16 protein-coding genes, 1 tRNA gene and 1 CRISPR repeat array are annotated in these 17,024 nt (G+C 58.9%); of the genes, 3 read left to right on the top strand and 14 right to left on the bottom strand.

Translation table 11 applies throughout. From position 1 onward, the window contains the following. Nucleotides 1-7 precede the first annotated feature (7 nt). A CRISPR array of direct repeats spans nt 8-280; the repeat unit is 29 nt; unit sequence GGGACGACCTCCGCGTGGGCGGAGGAACC. Nucleotides 281-325: 45 nt separating this feature from the next. From cas2e to cas7e, 5 genes are read right to left on the bottom strand one after another with little or no spacing between them, the layout of a single operon-like run. After that, complete coding sequence (gene cas2e / locus BLS30_RS02720; protein WP_090226412.1) at nt 326-634, bottom strand: type I-E CRISPR-associated endoribonuclease Cas2e; 309 nt, start codon at nt 632-634, stop codon at nt 326-328. Nucleotides 635-645: 11 nt separating this feature from the next. Beyond that, nucleotides 646-1,539, bottom strand: a complete 894-nt coding sequence (gene cas1e, locus BLS30_RS02715) for a type I-E CRISPR-associated endonuclease Cas1e (protein WP_090226409.1) — start codon at nt 1,537-1,539, stop codon at nt 646-648. A gap of 4 nt (nt 1,540-1,543) precedes the next feature. Then, nucleotides 1,544-2,305, bottom strand: a complete 762-nt coding sequence (gene cas6e, locus BLS30_RS02710) for a type I-E CRISPR-associated protein Cas6/Cse3/CasE (RefSeq protein WP_090226407.1) — start codon at nt 2,303-2,305, stop codon at nt 1,544-1,546. Beyond that, a complete protein-coding gene (cas5e, locus tag BLS30_RS02705) occupies nt 2,302-3,072 on the bottom strand; it encodes a type I-E CRISPR-associated protein Cas5/CasD (RefSeq protein ID WP_090227351.1) in 771 nt (256 codons plus the stop codon). Before cas5e ends, cas6e begins: the two co-directional genes overlap by 4 nt. Nucleotides 3,073-3,077: 5 nt before the next feature. Continuing rightward, a complete protein-coding gene (gene cas7e / locus BLS30_RS02700; RefSeq protein ID WP_210183991.1) occupies nt 3,078-4,190 on the bottom strand; it encodes a type I-E CRISPR-associated protein Cas7/Cse4/CasC in 1,113 nt (370 codons plus the stop codon). Between cas7e and BLS30_RS18090 the strand changes: the two genes are divergently transcribed. Together BLS30_RS18090 and BLS30_RS02690 are read left to right on the top strand one after the other, a co-directional pair. After that, nucleotides 4,096-4,704, top strand: a complete 609-nt coding sequence (locus BLS30_RS18090; RefSeq protein WP_170832372.1) for a hypothetical protein — start codon at nt 4,096-4,098, stop codon at nt 4,702-4,704. The genes cas7e and BLS30_RS18090 overlap by 95 nt on opposite strands. 105 nt (nt 4,705-4,809) lie before the next feature. Further along, complete coding sequence (locus BLS30_RS02690; RefSeq protein WP_210183990.1) at nt 4,810-5,136, top strand: signal recognition particle; 327 nt, start codon at nt 4,810-4,812, stop codon at nt 5,134-5,136. A 41-nt stretch (nt 5,137-5,177) separates the two neighbouring features. On the opposite strand, the gene BLS30_RS02685 is transcribed toward BLS30_RS02690, so the two are convergent. Further along, nucleotides 5,178-6,422 (bottom strand): tyrosine-type recombinase/integrase, encoded by a 1,245-nt coding sequence (locus BLS30_RS02685; protein WP_090226402.1) that lies wholly within the window; start codon nt 6,420-6,422, stop codon nt 5,178-5,180. A 174-nt stretch (nt 6,423-6,596) separates the two neighbouring features. Next, a tRNA-Leu gene (locus tag BLS30_RS02680) sits at nt 6,597-6,681 on the bottom strand. A gap of 178 nt (nt 6,682-6,859) precedes the next feature. On the opposite strand from BLS30_RS02680, the gene BLS30_RS02675 reads away from it, so the two are divergent. After that, entirely contained in the window at nt 6,860-7,837 is a 978-nt protein-coding gene (locus BLS30_RS02675) for a complex I NDUFA9 subunit family protein (protein WP_090226399.1), read from the top strand. A 74-nt stretch (nt 7,838-7,911) separates the two neighbouring features. Here BLS30_RS02675 and BLS30_RS02670 read toward each other — a convergent pair whose 3' ends face one another. The 7 genes from BLS30_RS02670 to BLS30_RS02640 form a co-directional block, all read right to left on the bottom strand. Beyond that, nucleotides 7,912-8,175 (bottom strand): BQ00720 family protein, encoded by a 264-nt coding sequence (locus BLS30_RS02670; protein WP_046477846.1) that lies wholly within the window; start codon nt 8,173-8,175, stop codon nt 7,912-7,914. 183 nt (nt 8,176-8,358) lie between these two features. Further along, nucleotides 8,359-8,793 carry an Hsp20 family protein gene (locus tag BLS30_RS02665; RefSeq protein ID WP_046477848.1) on the bottom strand — a complete coding sequence of 145 codons (435 nt, stop codon included), beginning with the start codon at nt 8,791-8,793 and terminating at the stop codon, nt 8,359-8,361. A gap of 497 nt (nt 8,794-9,290) precedes the next feature. Continuing rightward, nucleotides 9,291-11,117: an ABC-F family ATP-binding cassette domain-containing protein gene (locus tag BLS30_RS02660; RefSeq protein ID WP_090226396.1), complete on the bottom strand. Its 1,827-nt coding sequence runs from the start codon at nt 11,115-11,117 to the stop codon at nt 9,291-9,293. Nucleotides 11,118-11,125: 8 nt separating this feature from the next. Next, complete coding sequence (locus BLS30_RS02655) at nt 11,126-12,319, bottom strand: glycosyltransferase family 4 protein (protein ID WP_090226394.1); 1,194 nt, start codon at nt 12,317-12,319, stop codon at nt 11,126-11,128. A 129-nt stretch (nt 12,320-12,448) separates the two neighbouring features. Further along, nucleotides 12,449-13,186: a sulfite exporter TauE/SafE family protein gene (locus tag BLS30_RS02650; RefSeq protein ID WP_046477853.1), complete on the bottom strand. Its 738-nt coding sequence runs from the start codon at nt 13,184-13,186 to the stop codon at nt 12,449-12,451. 122 nt (nt 13,187-13,308) lie between these two features. After that, a complete protein-coding gene (locus tag BLS30_RS02645) occupies nt 13,309-15,630 on the bottom strand; it encodes a DUF3604 domain-containing protein (RefSeq protein WP_210183989.1) in 2,322 nt (773 codons plus the stop codon). A gap of 90 nt (nt 15,631-15,720) precedes the next feature. Then, nucleotides 15,721-16,992, bottom strand: a complete 1,272-nt coding sequence (locus BLS30_RS02640) for a TRAP transporter large permease (protein ID WP_046477856.1) — start codon at nt 16,990-16,992, stop codon at nt 15,721-15,723. Nucleotides 16,993-17,024 lie beyond the last annotated feature (32 nt).

Genomic DNA, 17,024 nt, shown 5'->3' with positions numbered 1-17,024 from the left:
TCGTTGGGGGACGACCTCCGCGTGGGCGGAGGAACCGCTTCAAGCAGCCATACACCCGGTGGCGTCCCGGGACGACCTCCGCGTGGGCGGAGGAACCGGAGGGCCGCAGCGCCATTTCTGGACCTTCCAGGGACGACCTCCGCGTGGGCGGAGGAACCTATCGGTATAAGCCTAGTATGATTACTGGTACGGGACGACCTCCGCGTGGGCGGAGGAACCGTGATCATGCGGCGTTATCAGACGCATGGCTTGGGACGACCTCCGCGTGGGCGGAGGAACCTCTACCCTCTAAAGAACTGAAATTGCTTCACTTGTCAAAGAACACTCAGCAACTGCCACGTAATGCCCGGCGAACGAGAAGGGAACCCTCATGCTTGACGAGGTCCTTCGGCGGCTCCCCCAAAGATTGCACGCGGATGCCACCAGGAGCGCTGCGATCGCGCCACGCCATGACAACGCTGCCGGTTTGAAGGGAAGCGTGCCAGTCTGAGACCACGCTCCAGACGCGCTCACGCACGCCCTTGCTGAGATTAGGTCCGATATAAAGTCCTGGGGAGAGTTCGAGCATCACGGACCCCAGGAACCCGCGGTAACGCATTTCGACATCGCGGGTTACGACAATGCATAGGGGCATACCCAAACCTCTTACGATTGCGACGTAGAAATGTATCCTGAAACCTGCTCCTCCAGGAGCGTCTTTATGTGCTCGATAAGCCTCGCCACGACCTGCTCGCGGTTGAATATCTCAGCCGCCCGTGTACGAACGAGGCGTTCTAGGTTCTCTCGTTCATTCTTCATAAATTGCTTAGCTGCGCCAAAGGCGATGGGCAGGGTTACGTCGTGTCGGACAAGGTCAGCGATGTCCAGCACAAATGACTGGCCGCTATCTTCGTGGACGAAGCCTAGCTGGGGGATGGTGGCCGTCGAAGCAACGGCGATCGCAGCCGCAGCTTCAACGGCGCTGGCCGCATGATTTATCGCCTGGTTTGGCACGTCAGTAGCATTTGGATTGGCACGATCATAGCGTCGGCCGTGCCATGGGACACCGTATTTCTGAGCTGTAAGTTCATAAAGGCGCTTGAGGCGTGCGCCCTCCATCCCCCGTAGCATTTCGATCGTACGGGCCTTGACCTCTTCGCCAAAGCGAATGGCATACATCTGGCGCGCAACGGCAATGCGTTGCTGGCTTGAGGCCCAAAGTGTTACCTGGCGACGGGCAAGTGCAGATGTGTCGGGCAATAGAGGCGGGGCCGTGTAAAAGCGCACTCCATCATTGCCAATGGCTGCAAGTGCGCAGCCGTGCGCGGCGAGAATGCGCAGCGCATCATGGGTGACGGAAGAGCCGGGTCCGAGCAAGACGATCGACACGGATTGATGAGGTATTTGATAATCGCCGGCATCGAGCATACCTCCGCCAGCGGTCATGAAACGTAGGCATCCGTCCTCCACCTCAAGCCTACCGCGGTCGAGAAAAATCAGGCCGTGCCGGTCGGAATGTGGAATGCGGGCTTTATCGAGGCCCAGACGCCCAAGCAGCATTGTCCTACTCCGATGGTGCGGGGCGCAGGAGGAGCATGCCGAAGCCGAACGCTCGGTGGCGGCCAACGCCGCGACCAAGCAGACGTCGAAAGGCATCGGGACATGTTACCTTCAGTATGCCTTCAAAAACGGCGTCCGGCCCTTCGATGTCACCAACCAATTCTCTTTTGCCGTTTCGTCGGCTGACGCGGGTGCGACGCAACGCGAGCGGCCGAGCCTCGATCAGCCTAGCTCCATAGGCCCCCAGACGGCCGCCGAGCCATTCCGCATAGACGGTGGCGCGATCGAGACCTGTGCGGGTTGCGCGCGGGCCGGCTTTTTCAGCTGCCGCTAGAAAGACATCGCGTTCGCGGTTCCTCGTGCGGTCATCCGCCAAGTGTTGGCGGATCGTTGGCCGCACGCGAACCTCGAAACCGAGGCGCTGGTCGGTTGCGAAACAGTCCGGCATGCGCTTGGCAGCAAGGCTGTCAAGGCCCAATGCGGCGGCGACAGCCGGTTCAGCGAAGGTTTCGGCGTGGTCGCGCAGCGTCGACAAGTTGGCTCGTGTATAGCCGAGAAGTTGCGGAGGCTTTCGCGGATGATCGATAATCCGGAACGGTTGCGGCGCCAGCTCGCCGAAGGCGGCTTTGAGCAGCGCGTGCCAACCATAGCCGTCGTCGGCTCCACGCTTCGAGAGCCCTTCTCCCGCGATCCACAAGCCCGCCCGGACAGGGTCGGGCTGCAATTGGATCATAAACAGCGGCTCCGCAGTTGCGTTCTCGGTCATAGCCGCGTCCCTTCGTGGGGCGGGAAGGATGCGCGAGGAAGCCTAAAGACGTACAGTTCACTCTCTCCTGCGTGTACGCCTGATATCCAATCGCGGTGATCGGTCAGCCTTGTGGCGCGGTGAGGTCCCGCGGGCCGGGGTTCGGCTGCGGGTATTACGACCGTGATGCTCTCTTCGGGCGTTGCATCGCGCCGCGTTCGTCCCTGTGTGGTCCAAGCCAGCGGCCAAGCACTCAGAGCAGCGAGCACATTCTCAGCCTCGGTCGGGGGCGCAGCTAGGATCGGGCCAGAGGGCAGGCAAGGCTTGCGACCGATGAATAGCGGTCGCGCGGGATACTCGAAAGCGGCCGATATATCTGCAAGTGTTGGGAATTCATCGGCTGGTTCTAGACGCATAGCGACGATCACACATGCGTCGGCGCGATGATAGCGCAGGCGGATATGTGGAGATTTGTAGGTCGCTGCCCCGCCAGCCCGGCGTTCGGGCTCACCGCGTGTCGTCCACCCCTTATCGCGTGCAGAGAGTTGGGCGGTTTGGAAATCACGCAGCTCCGTTCCTGGCCGGTCGATGCGTACGCCCATGACAATACGCTCCTGCAAACGCTGGTGCGCCTCGCGTTCTTCGCGCCGCAACCCGAGAGCGTTGGCGATCAGGCCCGTGACAAGCGAGACCAACGGAAACTCCAGCGTCGGCCCGTTGGCATCGATCATGGTGCCGCCAAAGGCCATTAGGGGAGCTTCGAGCCGCAAAATCAAATGGTCGGGCATCCGCTTCATGCTCCTGCAGGGTGCGCAGCAACCAACTCGCGCGCCCAGGAGGCCAGTTCGGGGAGGGGCGAAGCTTGAGAATGCGGCGGAGTACATGGCTCCACCGACGTATGACGGCGCATTTCGCTGTTCCCGTATGCTGCGTCGACTTTGCCAAGGTAGCTTGCGAGCGCGCTTGTCGCGGCCTCGACGCGAGCGGCGCAAGGAGTGCGAAAGCCGTTCGCGAGGGTTCGTGGCTGACGGCTGCCAGCCTCGATTAACATCAGCTCGGCATACGCATAGGGAGCCGTAGACCCCTTCTTTGCCCCGGGGGAGACACTGGCGATGAGATGGACTAGGTGCTCGACGACCTTTCCGGCGAGCGCCGGATCATCAGTCAGGTTGGCAATTAGAAGGGGCACGTCAATTACGACGTAGCCGTAGAACAGGCCGGCTGTCAGTTCGGTATCGAAGAGGCCTCCGGCCCCTGCTTCGCCTGCCTCGTAAGTCAGATCGTCGACAACGGTGAAGTAATCACTTTCCGAGGCTTCCGTGTGTACTGTGAAAGCATGTGCGACGTGGATCGCGGCGTCGGTGATGGCCTCTCTGTCAGACGTAATCATGCGTCCAAAGAGCGCCGCCTCAAGGCCCGCCGTCAATGCGCCCCGCTCGCGGAGCGCGGAAAGGTTTGCCTTCTCGCTCTTCGCAAAAAGCGCCTTGACTGCATCAGAGGCAGCATTTGGGTCTTGATGACTTTCGGCAATGGTAATCGCCTTCTTAGTGAGATAGTCGATTTCCGGTTCCCCCAAGAGCAGCGCCTGCCTGTCTTTCACTTTCGCCGATTTTTCTCCATGAAGGCTGAGAGCCATGGCTTCACAAATGGCTTGATGGACTTCCGGCGTGCCAAGCTGCGCAGCCGATAGCGCCGGTAGGATCCGGCGTTCAGGGATTTCGCGAGAGCGCACCCCCATGGGGGCACCAACATTCTTGAGCGACCAATTATCTTCTGCGGTCCGCCAATGTCGCTTCAGGCATTGTGAGGAGATGCGCGTACGGATTACCCTCGCGTCGATGGAGAGAGAGCGCGAGGCGCAAGAAGCAGGCTGGCGATCCGCATCCGACCAAGATCTCGCTGCCAAGGCTGGAATATTGGATGCTGCCGCCTGGGACGCACACGAGAGCGCCCGAAAGAAGAAGGCGGCTGAAGAGGCGGCGGAGAGACAGGCGGAACGGGAACGTCTTCTGAAACAGCCCACTGCGCAAATTGCGTTTTTGAAGGTGGTAGAGAACGCTCGTATTGAGTTCGCCGCTGCTGACACGGATTTCAAGCGTGGAGCAACTCGTCCGGCACGCGCCAAGGCGGTCTGCTCAACGTTGAATTCGCGCACGATCGGAGGATGGGTCGGACGGGTGGCGACGCTCAGCACCAACGGGGACGGCCTCGGCGTTCTCAGCGTGGAAATCGCAGACTACATATATCTATCGACCTGGAACAATTCCTTTTCTGATTTCGCAGATAACACGCTAATCCCCGCGAACTCCCCGCTGTATCAGACCATGTCCAGTCTGAAGATTGGCGATCATGTGCGATTTGATGGTCGTCTATTCCGGAGCGACACCAATGTCAGCAGGATCGAGCTTCCAAGGGATTGAAGGCTCTTGACCAGACCATCCAATACCTAGCGGTTAGCCGCTAAGGGCAGAAGCAATTCCGTCGGATCACGAAGTGTTCCCGAGACTGGCAGGAGAAATAGGTCAATGAAGATGGTACTCTCCATCGCAGGCGCGGTTGCTCTGATGCCGAGCACCGCTCATGCACTCTCCGATATGGAGCGGTTTGAGATCGCTAGCAACCTCGCGAGGGTTATCGCCGCAGAGGAAGCGTGCGGGTTATCCTATGACCAGGCAGCTATTGCGGCCTATGTCGATAAGATGGTGCCGCCGGACGACATGAAGTTCCCGGGGGAACTCGCGATGAGCACGAGTGGTGCACGCTTTGAACTCGAGCAGATGAGCAAATCAGCCAAAACAGCTCATTGCCGACAGATAGAGCGGGTAGCAAAATCCCACGGCTTTACCAAATAGTCGTTGAGGCGCGCCACAATACGGTTCGTTCAAGTTAAGCATTAGGCTGCGCCGCCAAAGTCGCGCCTGATGACCTTGGCACCTTCGCGCAACGTATCCAGATGATCCGCCCAACGCTGCATAAGCTCGACGCGCTGGTCCCAATAGGTCGCTCGGTTATAGGCGCGACGCACCGCGTCGCCGTCGACATGGGCCAAGGCGGCCTCGATCACGTCGGGGTCGAAGCCCAGCTCGTTAAGCATAGTGCTGGCGCTGCTCCTGAAGCCGTGAGCGGTGGCCTCTTCCTTCGCGTAGCCGAGACGCCGCAAGGCGGCATTCAGGGTGCCATCGGAGATGGGGCGCCGGGGCGTGCGCACACTCGGGAAGACGAGGCCCTTGGGGCCGGTGAACTCGTGCAGCTGCCGCAGTATCGCTGCCGCCTGCCGTGGCAGAGGCACTCGGTGTTCCTTGCGCATCTTGGTGCGGCTGGCCGGAATGACCCAAATCGCTTTGTCCAGGTCGAGTTCTTTCCAGTCGGCCTGCCGCAGCTCGCCGGGGCGCGGGAAGAGCAGCGCCATCAACTTGAGGGCTGCATGTGTTGCTGGCTGGCCGTCGTAGCCGTCGATCGCGCGTAAGAGGCCACCGAACTCCTTCGGGTCGAGGATGGCGGCGCGGTGTGTCACTGTGGGGGCCGCAATTGCGCCGACCAGTGGCGCCGCGGGGTCGCTTTCTGCCCGGGCCGTAGCAACGGCAAAACGAAAGATCCGGGACAGTAAGCTGCGCATACGGCGGGCGGTTTCTAATTGCCCTCGACCGGCCACTTTCTGCAGAATGACGAGAAGCTCTGCAGGCTTGATTTCTGCAATGGGCCGCTCGGCCAACGTAGGTCTTGCTAAGTCGATGAGCCACCGCGCCTTGTCGAGGGTTACCGGCGCCCGGCCCTCAGCCTCAATCTTGGCGACGTACTCGTCGGCAACGATGCCAAAGGTGTTGGCCCCGGCGATCTTGCCGGCAATCTTGTCCAACCTCTTTTGCGTGGCGGGGTCGATACCGTTCTTCAGCAGCGCGCGGGCTTCACTGACCTTGGCGCGCGCTTGCTCAAGCGAAAGCCCCTCGCTGCCGGCACCCGCATAGGAGCCGAAGGCGATCAGCTTCTGCTTGCCGCCGAACCGATACTGCATCCGCCAGAGGCGGGAACCGGTAGGGGTGATGAGGAGGTGAAGCCCGCGGCCGTCAGAAAGCTTATAGGGCCGCGCGCGTGGCTTGGCCGCCCGTATCGCGGCATCGGTCAGTTTTAGCTTTGCCATCCCCGGTCCTTGTTGGTATCGCGCTGACACGCTGTTGGTACTTGCCAACAATTATACCAACAATTGCTCCGGATACCAACGAATGGCGCCGGACGTCCGAGGGCCGCGTTCGGTCAAAAGTCCCTATTTGCAAAGGGCCTTGCGAATGTCCGGGAACTTCGGCGAACGGGAAAATGGTGCCCAGGAGAGGACTCGAACCTCCACGGTGTTACCCGCTAGTACCTGAAACTAGTGCGTCTACCAATTCCGCCACCTGGGCATTGGGTGGGTCAGGGCGCATGAGTTAGTTGGCGCCGCGGCCGTTGTCAATTGGTACGTGACCTTTCGCAGGCTTTCCGGTTGTCGCGACGTCGTGTAAAGCCACGAGTTCGGAGTTCGCCACGACATCAAGTATAAGATAAACACAGCAATCAAACTATCACGAGCGGGATCAGACGATGCAGCTTCTCCACGGTGGCTTGGTCACGATCTTTGGCGGTTCTGGCTTTGTCGGCCGCTATGCAACGCGTCAATGCGCTGAGCGCGGATGGCGTATTCGGGCAGCCTGCCGCCGTCCGGACTTGGCTGGGCATCTACAACCGATGGGCGTTGTCGGGCAAATTCACGCAGTCCAATCGAACCTGCGTTATCCCCAATCGATCGCCCCGGCGATCGAAGGTGCTGAGGCAGTTGTCAACTGTGTCGGCATACTGTCGCCGACCGGCCGCCAGACGTTCTCCGCCGTGCATGTTGAGGGGGCGCGTGCCGTCGCCCGGGCGGCGCGTGAAGCGGGCGTGCGCCGTTTGATCCATGTCTCAGCGTTGGGGGCTAATGCCAAATCGCCCTCGCAGTATGCGCGAACGAAAGCCGCTGGCGAACAGGCAGTGTTGGAGGAGTTCCCGAGCGCAATCATCTTGCGGCCATCGGTTCTCTTTGGAGCCGAAGACGAGTTCTTCAATCGCTTCGCGGGCATGGCACGAATTTCGCCGTTTCTGCCGTTGATCGGCGGTGGGCGGACGCGCTTCCAGCCGATTTTCGTCGGTGATCTCGGTACGGCGATTGCGAACGCCGTTGAGGGCGCCGGAGCCCCAGGTGAGGTGCATGAGCTTGGCGGTCCTGACGTGTTTACGTTTCGCCAAATTCTCGATCACGCCCAGCATTGGTCAGGCCGCCGCCGCCGCTATCTGAACCTGCCTTTCTGGCTCGCCAAACTCATGGCAGTCGCAACTTGGCCGCTACCAAATCAGGTTCGGCCTTTGACGCTCGACCAGGTTCGGCTACTGCAAGTCGACAACGTTGTAAGCGAGGCGGCAGAAAACGAGCAGCGCACGATTGAAAGTCTGGGCGTGGAGAACATCCACGCGGCGGGCATCATCGTTCCCACCTATCTCGAGCGCTTCAATCCAAAGGGGCAGTTCGCTCACTATCGCGGTTGAGGCGGCCAAAAACCGAAAGGCCCCGACATAGGGTCGGGGCCTGGAAAGTTTCTCAATTGTTGCGAGATTGCACCTTAGTGAAGGCTGGCAATCTCCAGTTCGTCTCCAAGTGCATGGCCAAGCGCAGCCTGCATCGAATCGGTAAGGGCCAGCGGCGTGCCATCTGCCGCGTGCAGGGCATAGAGATTAATACCCTCAGGCAACCCCTCGATCGCGGGAAACATCTTGTGAGCTTGATCTGAGGTGAGCGTTTTAATGTACGCCACCTCGCCACCACCGAGTTCTGCGAACTCACTGGTAGTCATAGATTTCTTCAGTTGGTCCCGATGTTCAGTCATGACGCAACTCCCTTCATCCGCCTTTGCCAAATCACCATGGCTCCAAGGCCATCATGCCCGACTACCGCGGCGGGACTGGAGCGCGTATCCAACCGCTCGACGCCAATAGCCTACATGATTGCGCGATTCGCGTGATCAGGCCACGCTACTTGCTTGCTCTACTCTTGATCTTAACGGTCGGGGCTAAGGCTTTCCGTTGCCGATATCGATCTTTCGGATCGTTTTTTCCGGCTCTAGCCTGACCAGATCTATTGAGAGGAGACCGTTCACCAAGTTGGCATTCTTCACTTCGATCCCTTCGGCCAGGACGAAGGTGCGTTGAAACTGCCGGGCAGCAATGCCGCGATAAAGATAGTCGCGGGCTTGGTCGTCCTGTTGACGGCCGCGAATGGTAAGCTGGTTGTCCTCTAGAGTGATCTCAAGCTGGTCGCTCGTGAAACCCGCAACCGCGAGCGTGATGCGAAGCAGCTCAGCGCTGCCGTTATCTCTCACTGCCACGCGTTCGATGTTGTAAGGCGGGTAGCCGCCATCGGCACCCTTACCGGCTCTGTCGACCAGACGTTCGATCTCTTCAAACCCAAGCAAAAGCGGGTGGGAGAGCATACCCATGCGTGTCATCTTTGAATCAAGTCCTTGTATTAAGCGACTTTTTTTTCCGGAAAAAAAACCGGCCCTTCCGTGGAGCCCTGACAGTTGGGCCTCCATGCCTCTTGAGTGCTTCTCTAAAGCCACCCGAAAAGCATCTTTAAGCAAACATATGGGGGGCAGCAGGGTGAGTTCAAGCAGATCTACTGAACTCCACATGCGCATAGCCGCCCTGCACTGAGCGGCGTCCTGAAGGGGAGTTAACTTGAATAATCAACCTGTGTTCCTTATATGTTCATGCAAGAGAAGGAACACAAGAGAAATGAGAAAGAAAAAGCAGCAGCAGACGACGACGTTGGCACCAGGTGAAAAGGTCAGGCATTGCCTCGTATGCCATGAGGAGTTTGTCAGTGCCTGGTCCGGAAACCGTGTATGCAATCGCTGCCGGTCTACGGCGGTTTGGAAGCAGGGTGCGTAAAAAACGGAAAACCCGCGAGGCCGCTTGTCCACGCCTCAGGCGGCCTCGCGAGTCAGCCTTCCAGTTCCTCTCGCTTCATTTCCAGTTCCAGCCATTCTTCCTCAAGCTGGGCGAGTTGGCGTTCGGCTGCGGCCAGCCGCTCGCTTGCCTGCGTAAAGCCGCCGGGATCCTTCGCGTAAAAATTGGCATCAGCGATGCGCGCATGAAGGCCCTGGATCTCACCCTGTAGCGCATCGATTTGGCCGGGAAGCTTCTCCAGCGCGTGCTTTTCCTTGAAGGACAGCTTGCGTTGCGCCGCACCCCGTTCGTTACCACTCTTCTCAGAGACTGATGATTTTTCTCGCCGCTCGGGTGCAGGCATGCCTTTGTCAGGCGCAATATCCATTGCCCCACGGCATTGCGCGATCATATCCGAATAGCCGCCCGGATATTCCCGCCAACGGCCTTCTCCCTCTGGAACGATAACGCTGGTGACCACGCGATCCAAAAAATCGCGATCATGGCTGACGAGCAGGATTGTGCCCGGATAATCCGCGAGCAGTTCCTGCAACAGATCGAGAGTCTCAAGATCGAGATCGTTTGTCGGCTCGTCCAGCACGAGAAGGTTGGAGGGCTTCGCCAATGCACGTGCCAGCATCAATCGTCCACGTTCGCCACCCGAGAGCACATATAGGGGGGAGCGCGCCTGCTCCGGCAGGAAAAGGAAATCCTTCATATAGCTCGCAACATGCCGAGCTTTGCCGTTGATGATGACTTGGTCGCCACGTCCGCCGGTCAGAGCATGGGCGACGGTGGCGTTGGGGTCGAGGTCGTCGCGCTTCTGATCAAGCATGACCAGTTCCAAATTGGTGCCGAGGCGAAGATCGCCACTGTCTGGCGTGAGCTCGCCCGTAAGCATGCGAATCAAAGTCGTTTTGCCCGCGCCGTTCGGTCCTACGAAGCCGATCCGATCCCCTCTCAGCACACGCAATGAAAAGTCCTGGACGACCGGGTTGCCACCATATGACTTCGTCAGGTTCTTTGCCTCGATGACGAGCTTGCCCGACAGCTGACTCTCCGAGGCCTCCAGAACCACATTGCCTTGTGCGCGGCGGAATTCGCTGCGCTCATTTCGCATTGCGCGGAGTTCCGCGACGCGGCGGACGTTACGCTTGCGGCGCCCTGTAACACCCCCATGCATCCATTGCTCTTCTCGAACGATTTTGCGATCGAGCTTATGTCGCTCGGTCTCCTCCTGTTCGAGAAGTTGATCACGCCATGCTTCAAAACTTGCAAAACCTTGATCGAGCCGACGCGCAATTCCCCGATCGAGCCAGATAGTCGACCGGGATAGGTTCTCTAGAAACCGCCGGTCGTGGCTGATCAGGACGAGCGCCGCTTTCGTCGTCTTGAGTTCGGCTTCGAGCCACTCAATGGCAGGGAGATCGAGATGGTTTGTGGGCTCATCAAGCAGAAGAACGTCAGGTCTTGGCGCCAAGACGCGCGCAAGTGCCGTCCGTCGCGCTTCGCCACCGGAAAGTTGCGCGGGGTCTTCCTCACCCGAAAGCCCGAGTTCAGAAAGCATGACCTGACCACGATACGGATCATCCGTCGGGCTCAATCCCGCTGCGACGTAGTCACTGGTTGTTTGGAAGCCAGAGAAGTCAGCTTCCTGCGGTAGATAACGGATCACCGCTCCTGGATGTGCAAAACGGGTTCCGGAATCAGGTTCGATCTGGCCGGCAGCGATCTTCAGCAAGGTTGATTTACCCGATCCGTTGCGCCCAACGAGACAGAGCCGGTCCCCTGCGGCAACGCTGAGTTCTGCGCCTTCGATCAGTGGAGTTCCACCAAACGTCAGATGGATATCTTTGAGGGTGAGAAGAGGTGGATTTGCCATGTGTAAAATTATGCGTTGTGCTGAGCGAGGAGCGCGCTGTAGGCACTGCGAATGCCTTCCTGCACGTGTTCCAGTGTGAAGCCGGACAAGACGCGCTCCCGCGCTGCCTTGCCCATCTCCACGCGCAAATTAGGCTCGCGCACGAGCCGGGCCAAAGCCGTTGCCAAAGCCTGTGCATCGCCTGCGGGGACGACATAGCCTTCCACCGCGTTGCGAACGAAGTGCCGGCAGCCGGGAACGTCGGTGACGATCAAAGGCCGAGAGCAAGCTGCGGCCTCTAGAACTGCCCGCGGCATACCTTCCCGCGTGATCGCCGGCAGAACGCATATATCAGTATCGGCCCAGACGTCGCGAACGTCCGAGACATGGCCGTGCCAAACAAGGAGCCCCTCGCGTTGCCACTGCGCGACCTGCGCCTCTGAGATGGCATCAGGATTGTCATGATCAATCTTGCCGTAAAGCTTCAACGTGATCTTTGTTCCGTCATGGCGCAAGATACGAGCCGCTTCGGCGAGTGTTTCCAGTCCTTTGGAACGGATAATCCGGCCCACAAAAGCCGTTGATGCAACTGTCGAAGTTGGAGGAGGAAGAGCGGGGTAAGCTTCAATATCTATGCCCGCTCCGCCCAATACGGTCGAGCGCGTTCCAATCTTTATGCCGTTGTCCGTGAGATAGGCGCGGTCATCGGGGTTTTCCGCTAGGAGCCACGTGTCGGGCCGGCCGAGAATACCGCCGAGTGCGGCAAATGCCGCCGGTCGAATAACCCGAGCAGCCATGCCTTCGGAAATTCCGAGGAAGCCAAGCCCTGTAAGGTGCATAACGACGCGACACCGTGGAGCCATTCTCAGGGCAAGGGCGGATAGCACCATGGGCTGCATCGCGACCACATGGACGACGTCAGGCTGCTCTTGCGCAATGAGCTGCGCTAGGCTCCGCACCGTTCCGGCCTGACGAAGGGGAGACAGCGAGGAACGACGGAAGTCGAACGGCACAACACGGGCGCCAAGCGCCTCGAGTTCATCGAAGCGCCCGGAGGATCGGGTCGCAATCACGACCTCGTTGGCAAACTCTCTCAAGGTCGCAATCAGCGGCTTGAAATGAGAAAGCGCGAACCAATCCTCGCTGATAAGCAGGAGGATCTTGCCGCTGTGCTGGTCGTTACGATGCCGTTGCATCAAATTTAGGTCATCCCCGATTGCCATTCTCCGAGCGTTTCTCACACTCGGGGCGACCTATATCAGATATTTGGGCCTGTGCAGCGCCCGCGCTGCGATGCCGCCACCAGGTTCCAGGTGGACAAGAACAAGCGGATATCAAAGCGAAGGGGCGTCTTAGATATTTGTCCAAACCAGAATGATCCCGGACACGCCCAGCAATGCCAAAATGATCTCTTTGAAACGCTTATCGTTGACGCGGGCATACAAGGCAGACCCGAGGAACGCACCGGCGAATGTTCCCGGCAGAGCGGCAGCTACGGCGATGCCAAGTTCCTTTGTCACGAGCCCGGCGGCAAAATGCGACGCCAGAGCGGCGCTGCATATGGTGATATTGAAGACTTGGAACACACTTCGTCTTTGGTCCTTCGTCCAGCCTCGGACATCAGCCCATATCGTCGGCAGTGGACCTGACAGCCCAGCCAGCCCGCCCAAAATTCCACCTCCGAGACCAACCGCTCCATCAGCCAGGCGACCACCCCACGCGACGGGGCTCCGAGACCGGTGAAGAAGCGAGTGCGTGGCGTACAATAGCAGCAAGCATCCAATGCCAAGCTTGAATGTTCTGACATCGATCGACGCAAGGAGTGCGGTGCCAAGGGGCACGCCGATCAGGCCGGGCACGATAAAAGGGACAACACGCTTCAACTCGATGGCGTGACGAATTTTGGGAAGAGTTTGAAGTTGAGCAACCAGAGAGCACACGATGACCAGTGTCGCCGCGACGGTTGGTGAGACCGCATAGAGCCAAATCCCCATTGCAGTGATGCCGGTCCCGAAGCCGGCAAGCCCGTTGACGAACCCGCCGGCGAGGGCCCCTGCGACCAGAATGACAACAAAGGATTCTAATCCCAATAGGGCAACTCCCGGTAAGCGGCCCTTATTGGTCGCTCAGACGCCAAGTTTTTATTGGTGCTCACACGTGAATCCGCGCGCGACCTTCCGAGCCGCGCGCGGACGTGGGGGCACTTCGGCCCTTATCTATAAACATAGACCGGGCTGGTCCATGCACGCGTGCCATCCTCTTGTGTAACGCGGATGTAGATGGCGTTGTCGCCGTTCGCATGCAGTGGAACATCGCGATTAAAGCGGAAGCTGCGGTGTGGGTTGTCTCCCGGCAAGCGGAAGACCTTGACGAAACGTGGCAATTGTCCCGACGCGTCGTAAACACGGTCTTCCATTCCGATGTCAGCCACCGGCAGTTCGAACGAGACAAGCGGTGTCTTCAACTCGAGAACGCCTGCCTTCACATCATTCAGCGTCACATCGAAGCCGCCGAAGTTACCCGTCGTCAGCGCCTTCCACGTCAGCCCGTCTGTGCCGTCCTGCTCCAGTTTCTTGTCCCGGTTCAGGAAGTTCACGGGGCGCGCTTCCACGACCCCGTTGCCGTTAAATCGTGCGCTTCCATCCCAGATCACTTCCCGGAAACGCCCGCGATATTCAGCGCCCTCCCAAAGCACCCGGACACGGGCGCCGAGATCGGCTTCGCTATAGGGACGCAACGTCTCTACAAGTTCGCGGCCGTTGAAGATGTCGATTCTCTCGATAGGCGAGTTCGAAGCGACCGACACATCGAGGTTAAACGTGCCGTCCGGCAAGTGTACGATGTCGCCCATCAGGGCTTCGGTCGCAGAGTGGCCTTCCGCCGGTCCGAGCTTCGGATCGTCATGATAGAGCGTTCCCGCTGCGCTGAAGCGCGCTTTGAGGTCGATGATCATACGGCCGCCCGGACCACCGGTCGTGCCGTAGTGGTGGCGCTTTCTCAGGCAATCAAGCAGTGCAGACCGCGAGAGCTCTTCCATCAGATAGCAGGAAAGTCCACCGATAGCGCCGAACTTTCCAGCACCAGGATAGCTTGCGCCCGGGCGCCCCTTGTGTCCATCCGAGTTTGTCACAACACCGACTCGGTAGCCTAAGTCCAACGCATCATGCAGCAGCCACTCGAACGTGCCCCATGATGAGTGAACTTCGACCGACCGTTCGAAACGTCCGTCATGCGCGACCTTGATATCAGCGTAACGCCCGCCGCAGTGCGCAAAGCAAACGACGTCGAATTCACCAGCTTCAGCAAAAGCTTCAAACAGTTTGCCTGCGGTCGTGCAGTCGTATTTGGCCGTCGCTTGGTCTTCGATCAAAGCATGCGAGGATCGGCGGATGATACGGTCTTCGACAGGAAAATAGACGTTACGGTCGCCACCAAGCGAAGTGTTTCCCGACCATTCGTATCCGGGCAGGGCAATAAAGCGGCCGGGTTCGTCGAACTCGGCTGTGATACGATTGAGTTCTGCCCAAAATTCGTCGGTAATCTGGAAATCGTTGCCCTGGTGGCCGCAGGCATCGACGAACGCGCGGTCGCGGGCAAAGGCGAAGTATTCGCGCGCGCTGCCCGTGCCGATCGTTTCTTCCGACTGTCCGTGCAGATCAGCCCAGAAATGGACGAGCTTCGTATCCTCGATGATGAGCGGATTGGTCTCCGCAACGACTGCGCCGGAAACATCGCGAACGAGGACGGAAACTTCCCCCGGTTTAGCAACAGAAAGTCCGTCCAACTCGAAGGCAAAACGACCGGGTTTCATTTCGAGCGTCTTTGGAAGACCGTCGATGGCGCCGCGTGCCTCCAACGTAAGCGCGGCGTCGCACTGATCTGAGGGGTTACCCCACTTGTCTTCGCCCTTCACTTTCAAAGCGAAACGCTCGCCGGGGCGCCGCCGCGTCGGCAGTACGGCGACATAGCGTTCCGGCGCGCCCGGAACGATCGAGATCATTGGCTGATCTGGAAGCGTCTGAAAGTTGAAGGTTGCGATCGGGTCGACCAGTACGCGGAATTCGAACGTCTGCTCACAGAAGGTCTGAAGCCGCATGCCGGGACCGCCATGATCCGTCACGCCAAAGCGGATCACAATGCGATCGCCCTCCTTGAGGTATCCCTTCACGACCTTGATCCATAACGTACGATCCCAGGGGCGCACGTTGGCCTTCGGATCCCACCGCACCTGGAGTACGGCGCCGTTGGAGGCTTCGACCGTGCAGTAGTTAGGGCCTTTAGGGTCGTCGAACTGCGGGTTACTTTGGTCCGAAGCGAAACGGAAGCAGACGCGGAGGCTTCCGGAATCATCGACGCCGAACACGCCGGCAGTGTAGGTCAGCGTGAACGATGCATAGGAACCGGCTTCGAAACGGCCTGACGGTGAGATCTCGGCGTGCCCGAGTTGATTGTCGGCGATCGCACGCCGGATAACACCGCTGTCCATTTCCTCCCACGGACGGTTCGAGGTCACGTCGGCGTTTGTACTTGTCATGGATCTTCCAGTCCTTCTTATCAGTAGATTTGGGCGCGCCGTTTTTTGCATCAGCGCGCCAGTTTCCTTGTGGATCGGTCTAGCGCGACCTCACTTGAAGACGTTCACCAGGAACGTGGAGAGCGGCGGGCAATAGGAGATCAAAAGGAGGTCGATGATCAGCACCAAGATGTAAGGCCAGATCGAAACGACGATCCGTTCCACCGAGACTTTCGTGATGGCGGAAGCAATGAACAGATCGACGCCAAGCGGCGGTGTGACAGTGCCGATGCTCAGATTCACCGCCATGATCACACCAAACACGATGGGGTCGATGCCGAAGCTCATCGCCGCCGGGTAGAGGATCGACGTGAATATAACGATGGCCGCGGCGGCGTTCATCATGCAGCCCACGAGCAGCAAGAAGACGTTGACGAATAGAATGTAGAAAATCTGATTGCCGGCAGTTGCCGCGAGATACGCAGAGATGCTTTGCGGAATCTGGTTGATGGTAATCAACCAGGCGAAGACGCCGGCCGCGTTCATGATGAACATCACGATGGCAGACGATATCACCGCCTTGAAGAACGCCTTATAAAGCGAGTTCAGCGAGAGCTCGCCGTAAGCCCAGCCAACGATCAGCCCGTAAAGTACGGCCACGACCGCAGCTTCGGTTGGCGTGAAGATACCGCCATAGATGCCCGAGAGAATGATGACCGGCATGAGGAGCGGCCAAAACGCCGCTTTGAACGTTCGGACGATCTCGCCAGCACCTTGAAACTCCGCTTTCTCAACTTTCTCCCGAGCAGAGAGGAACCAGTTAAGGAACAGCATGCTGACGCAGATCAGGACGCCCGGAAGAATTCCAGCGAGGAATAGATCCGCAATCGAAACGCCAGTAACGACTCCGTAAAGGATGAGCAGAATGCTCGGCGGAATAATCATGCCCGTGACGCCGGCGGCGGCGATTGTGGCCGCGGTGTACTGCGGGTCATATCCCTTCTCCGCCATTGGTCCGTTCATGACACTGCCAATGGCGGCTACGGTCGCAGCATTAGAGCCCGAGAGCGCAGCGAAGAAGCTGGAGCCGAGAATGGCGACTGCGCCCAAGCCTCCGCGGAAATGACCGACGAGAGATCCCGCGAAATCCACGAGGCGGCGCGACATACCGCCTGTCGACATGATCTCACCGGCAAGAATGAAGAACGGGATAGCGAGCAGTGGAAATGAATTGTTCGTCGAGAACATGCGCTGGGCAACAATCTCGAAGCTGATGCCGCTCAACGCGAGACCTGCGATGCTTGCCAGCCCGAGTGCAACAGCGATCGGCGTTCGGATCATCATCAAAGCGATGAGTGTGATAAAAATTGTAGCGGTCGTCATGTCGGAGGTCCCTCGTAGGCCGCTTTCGGCGC

Origin of the sequence: Filomicrobium insigne, assembly GCF_900104305.1 — a bacterium.
Taxonomy (GTDB): domain Bacteria; phylum Pseudomonadota; class Alphaproteobacteria; order Rhizobiales; family Hyphomicrobiaceae; genus Filomicrobium; species Filomicrobium insigne.
Note: the sequence above shows the minus strand (reverse complement) of the source record. Positions and strands in the feature narration are given on the sequence as shown.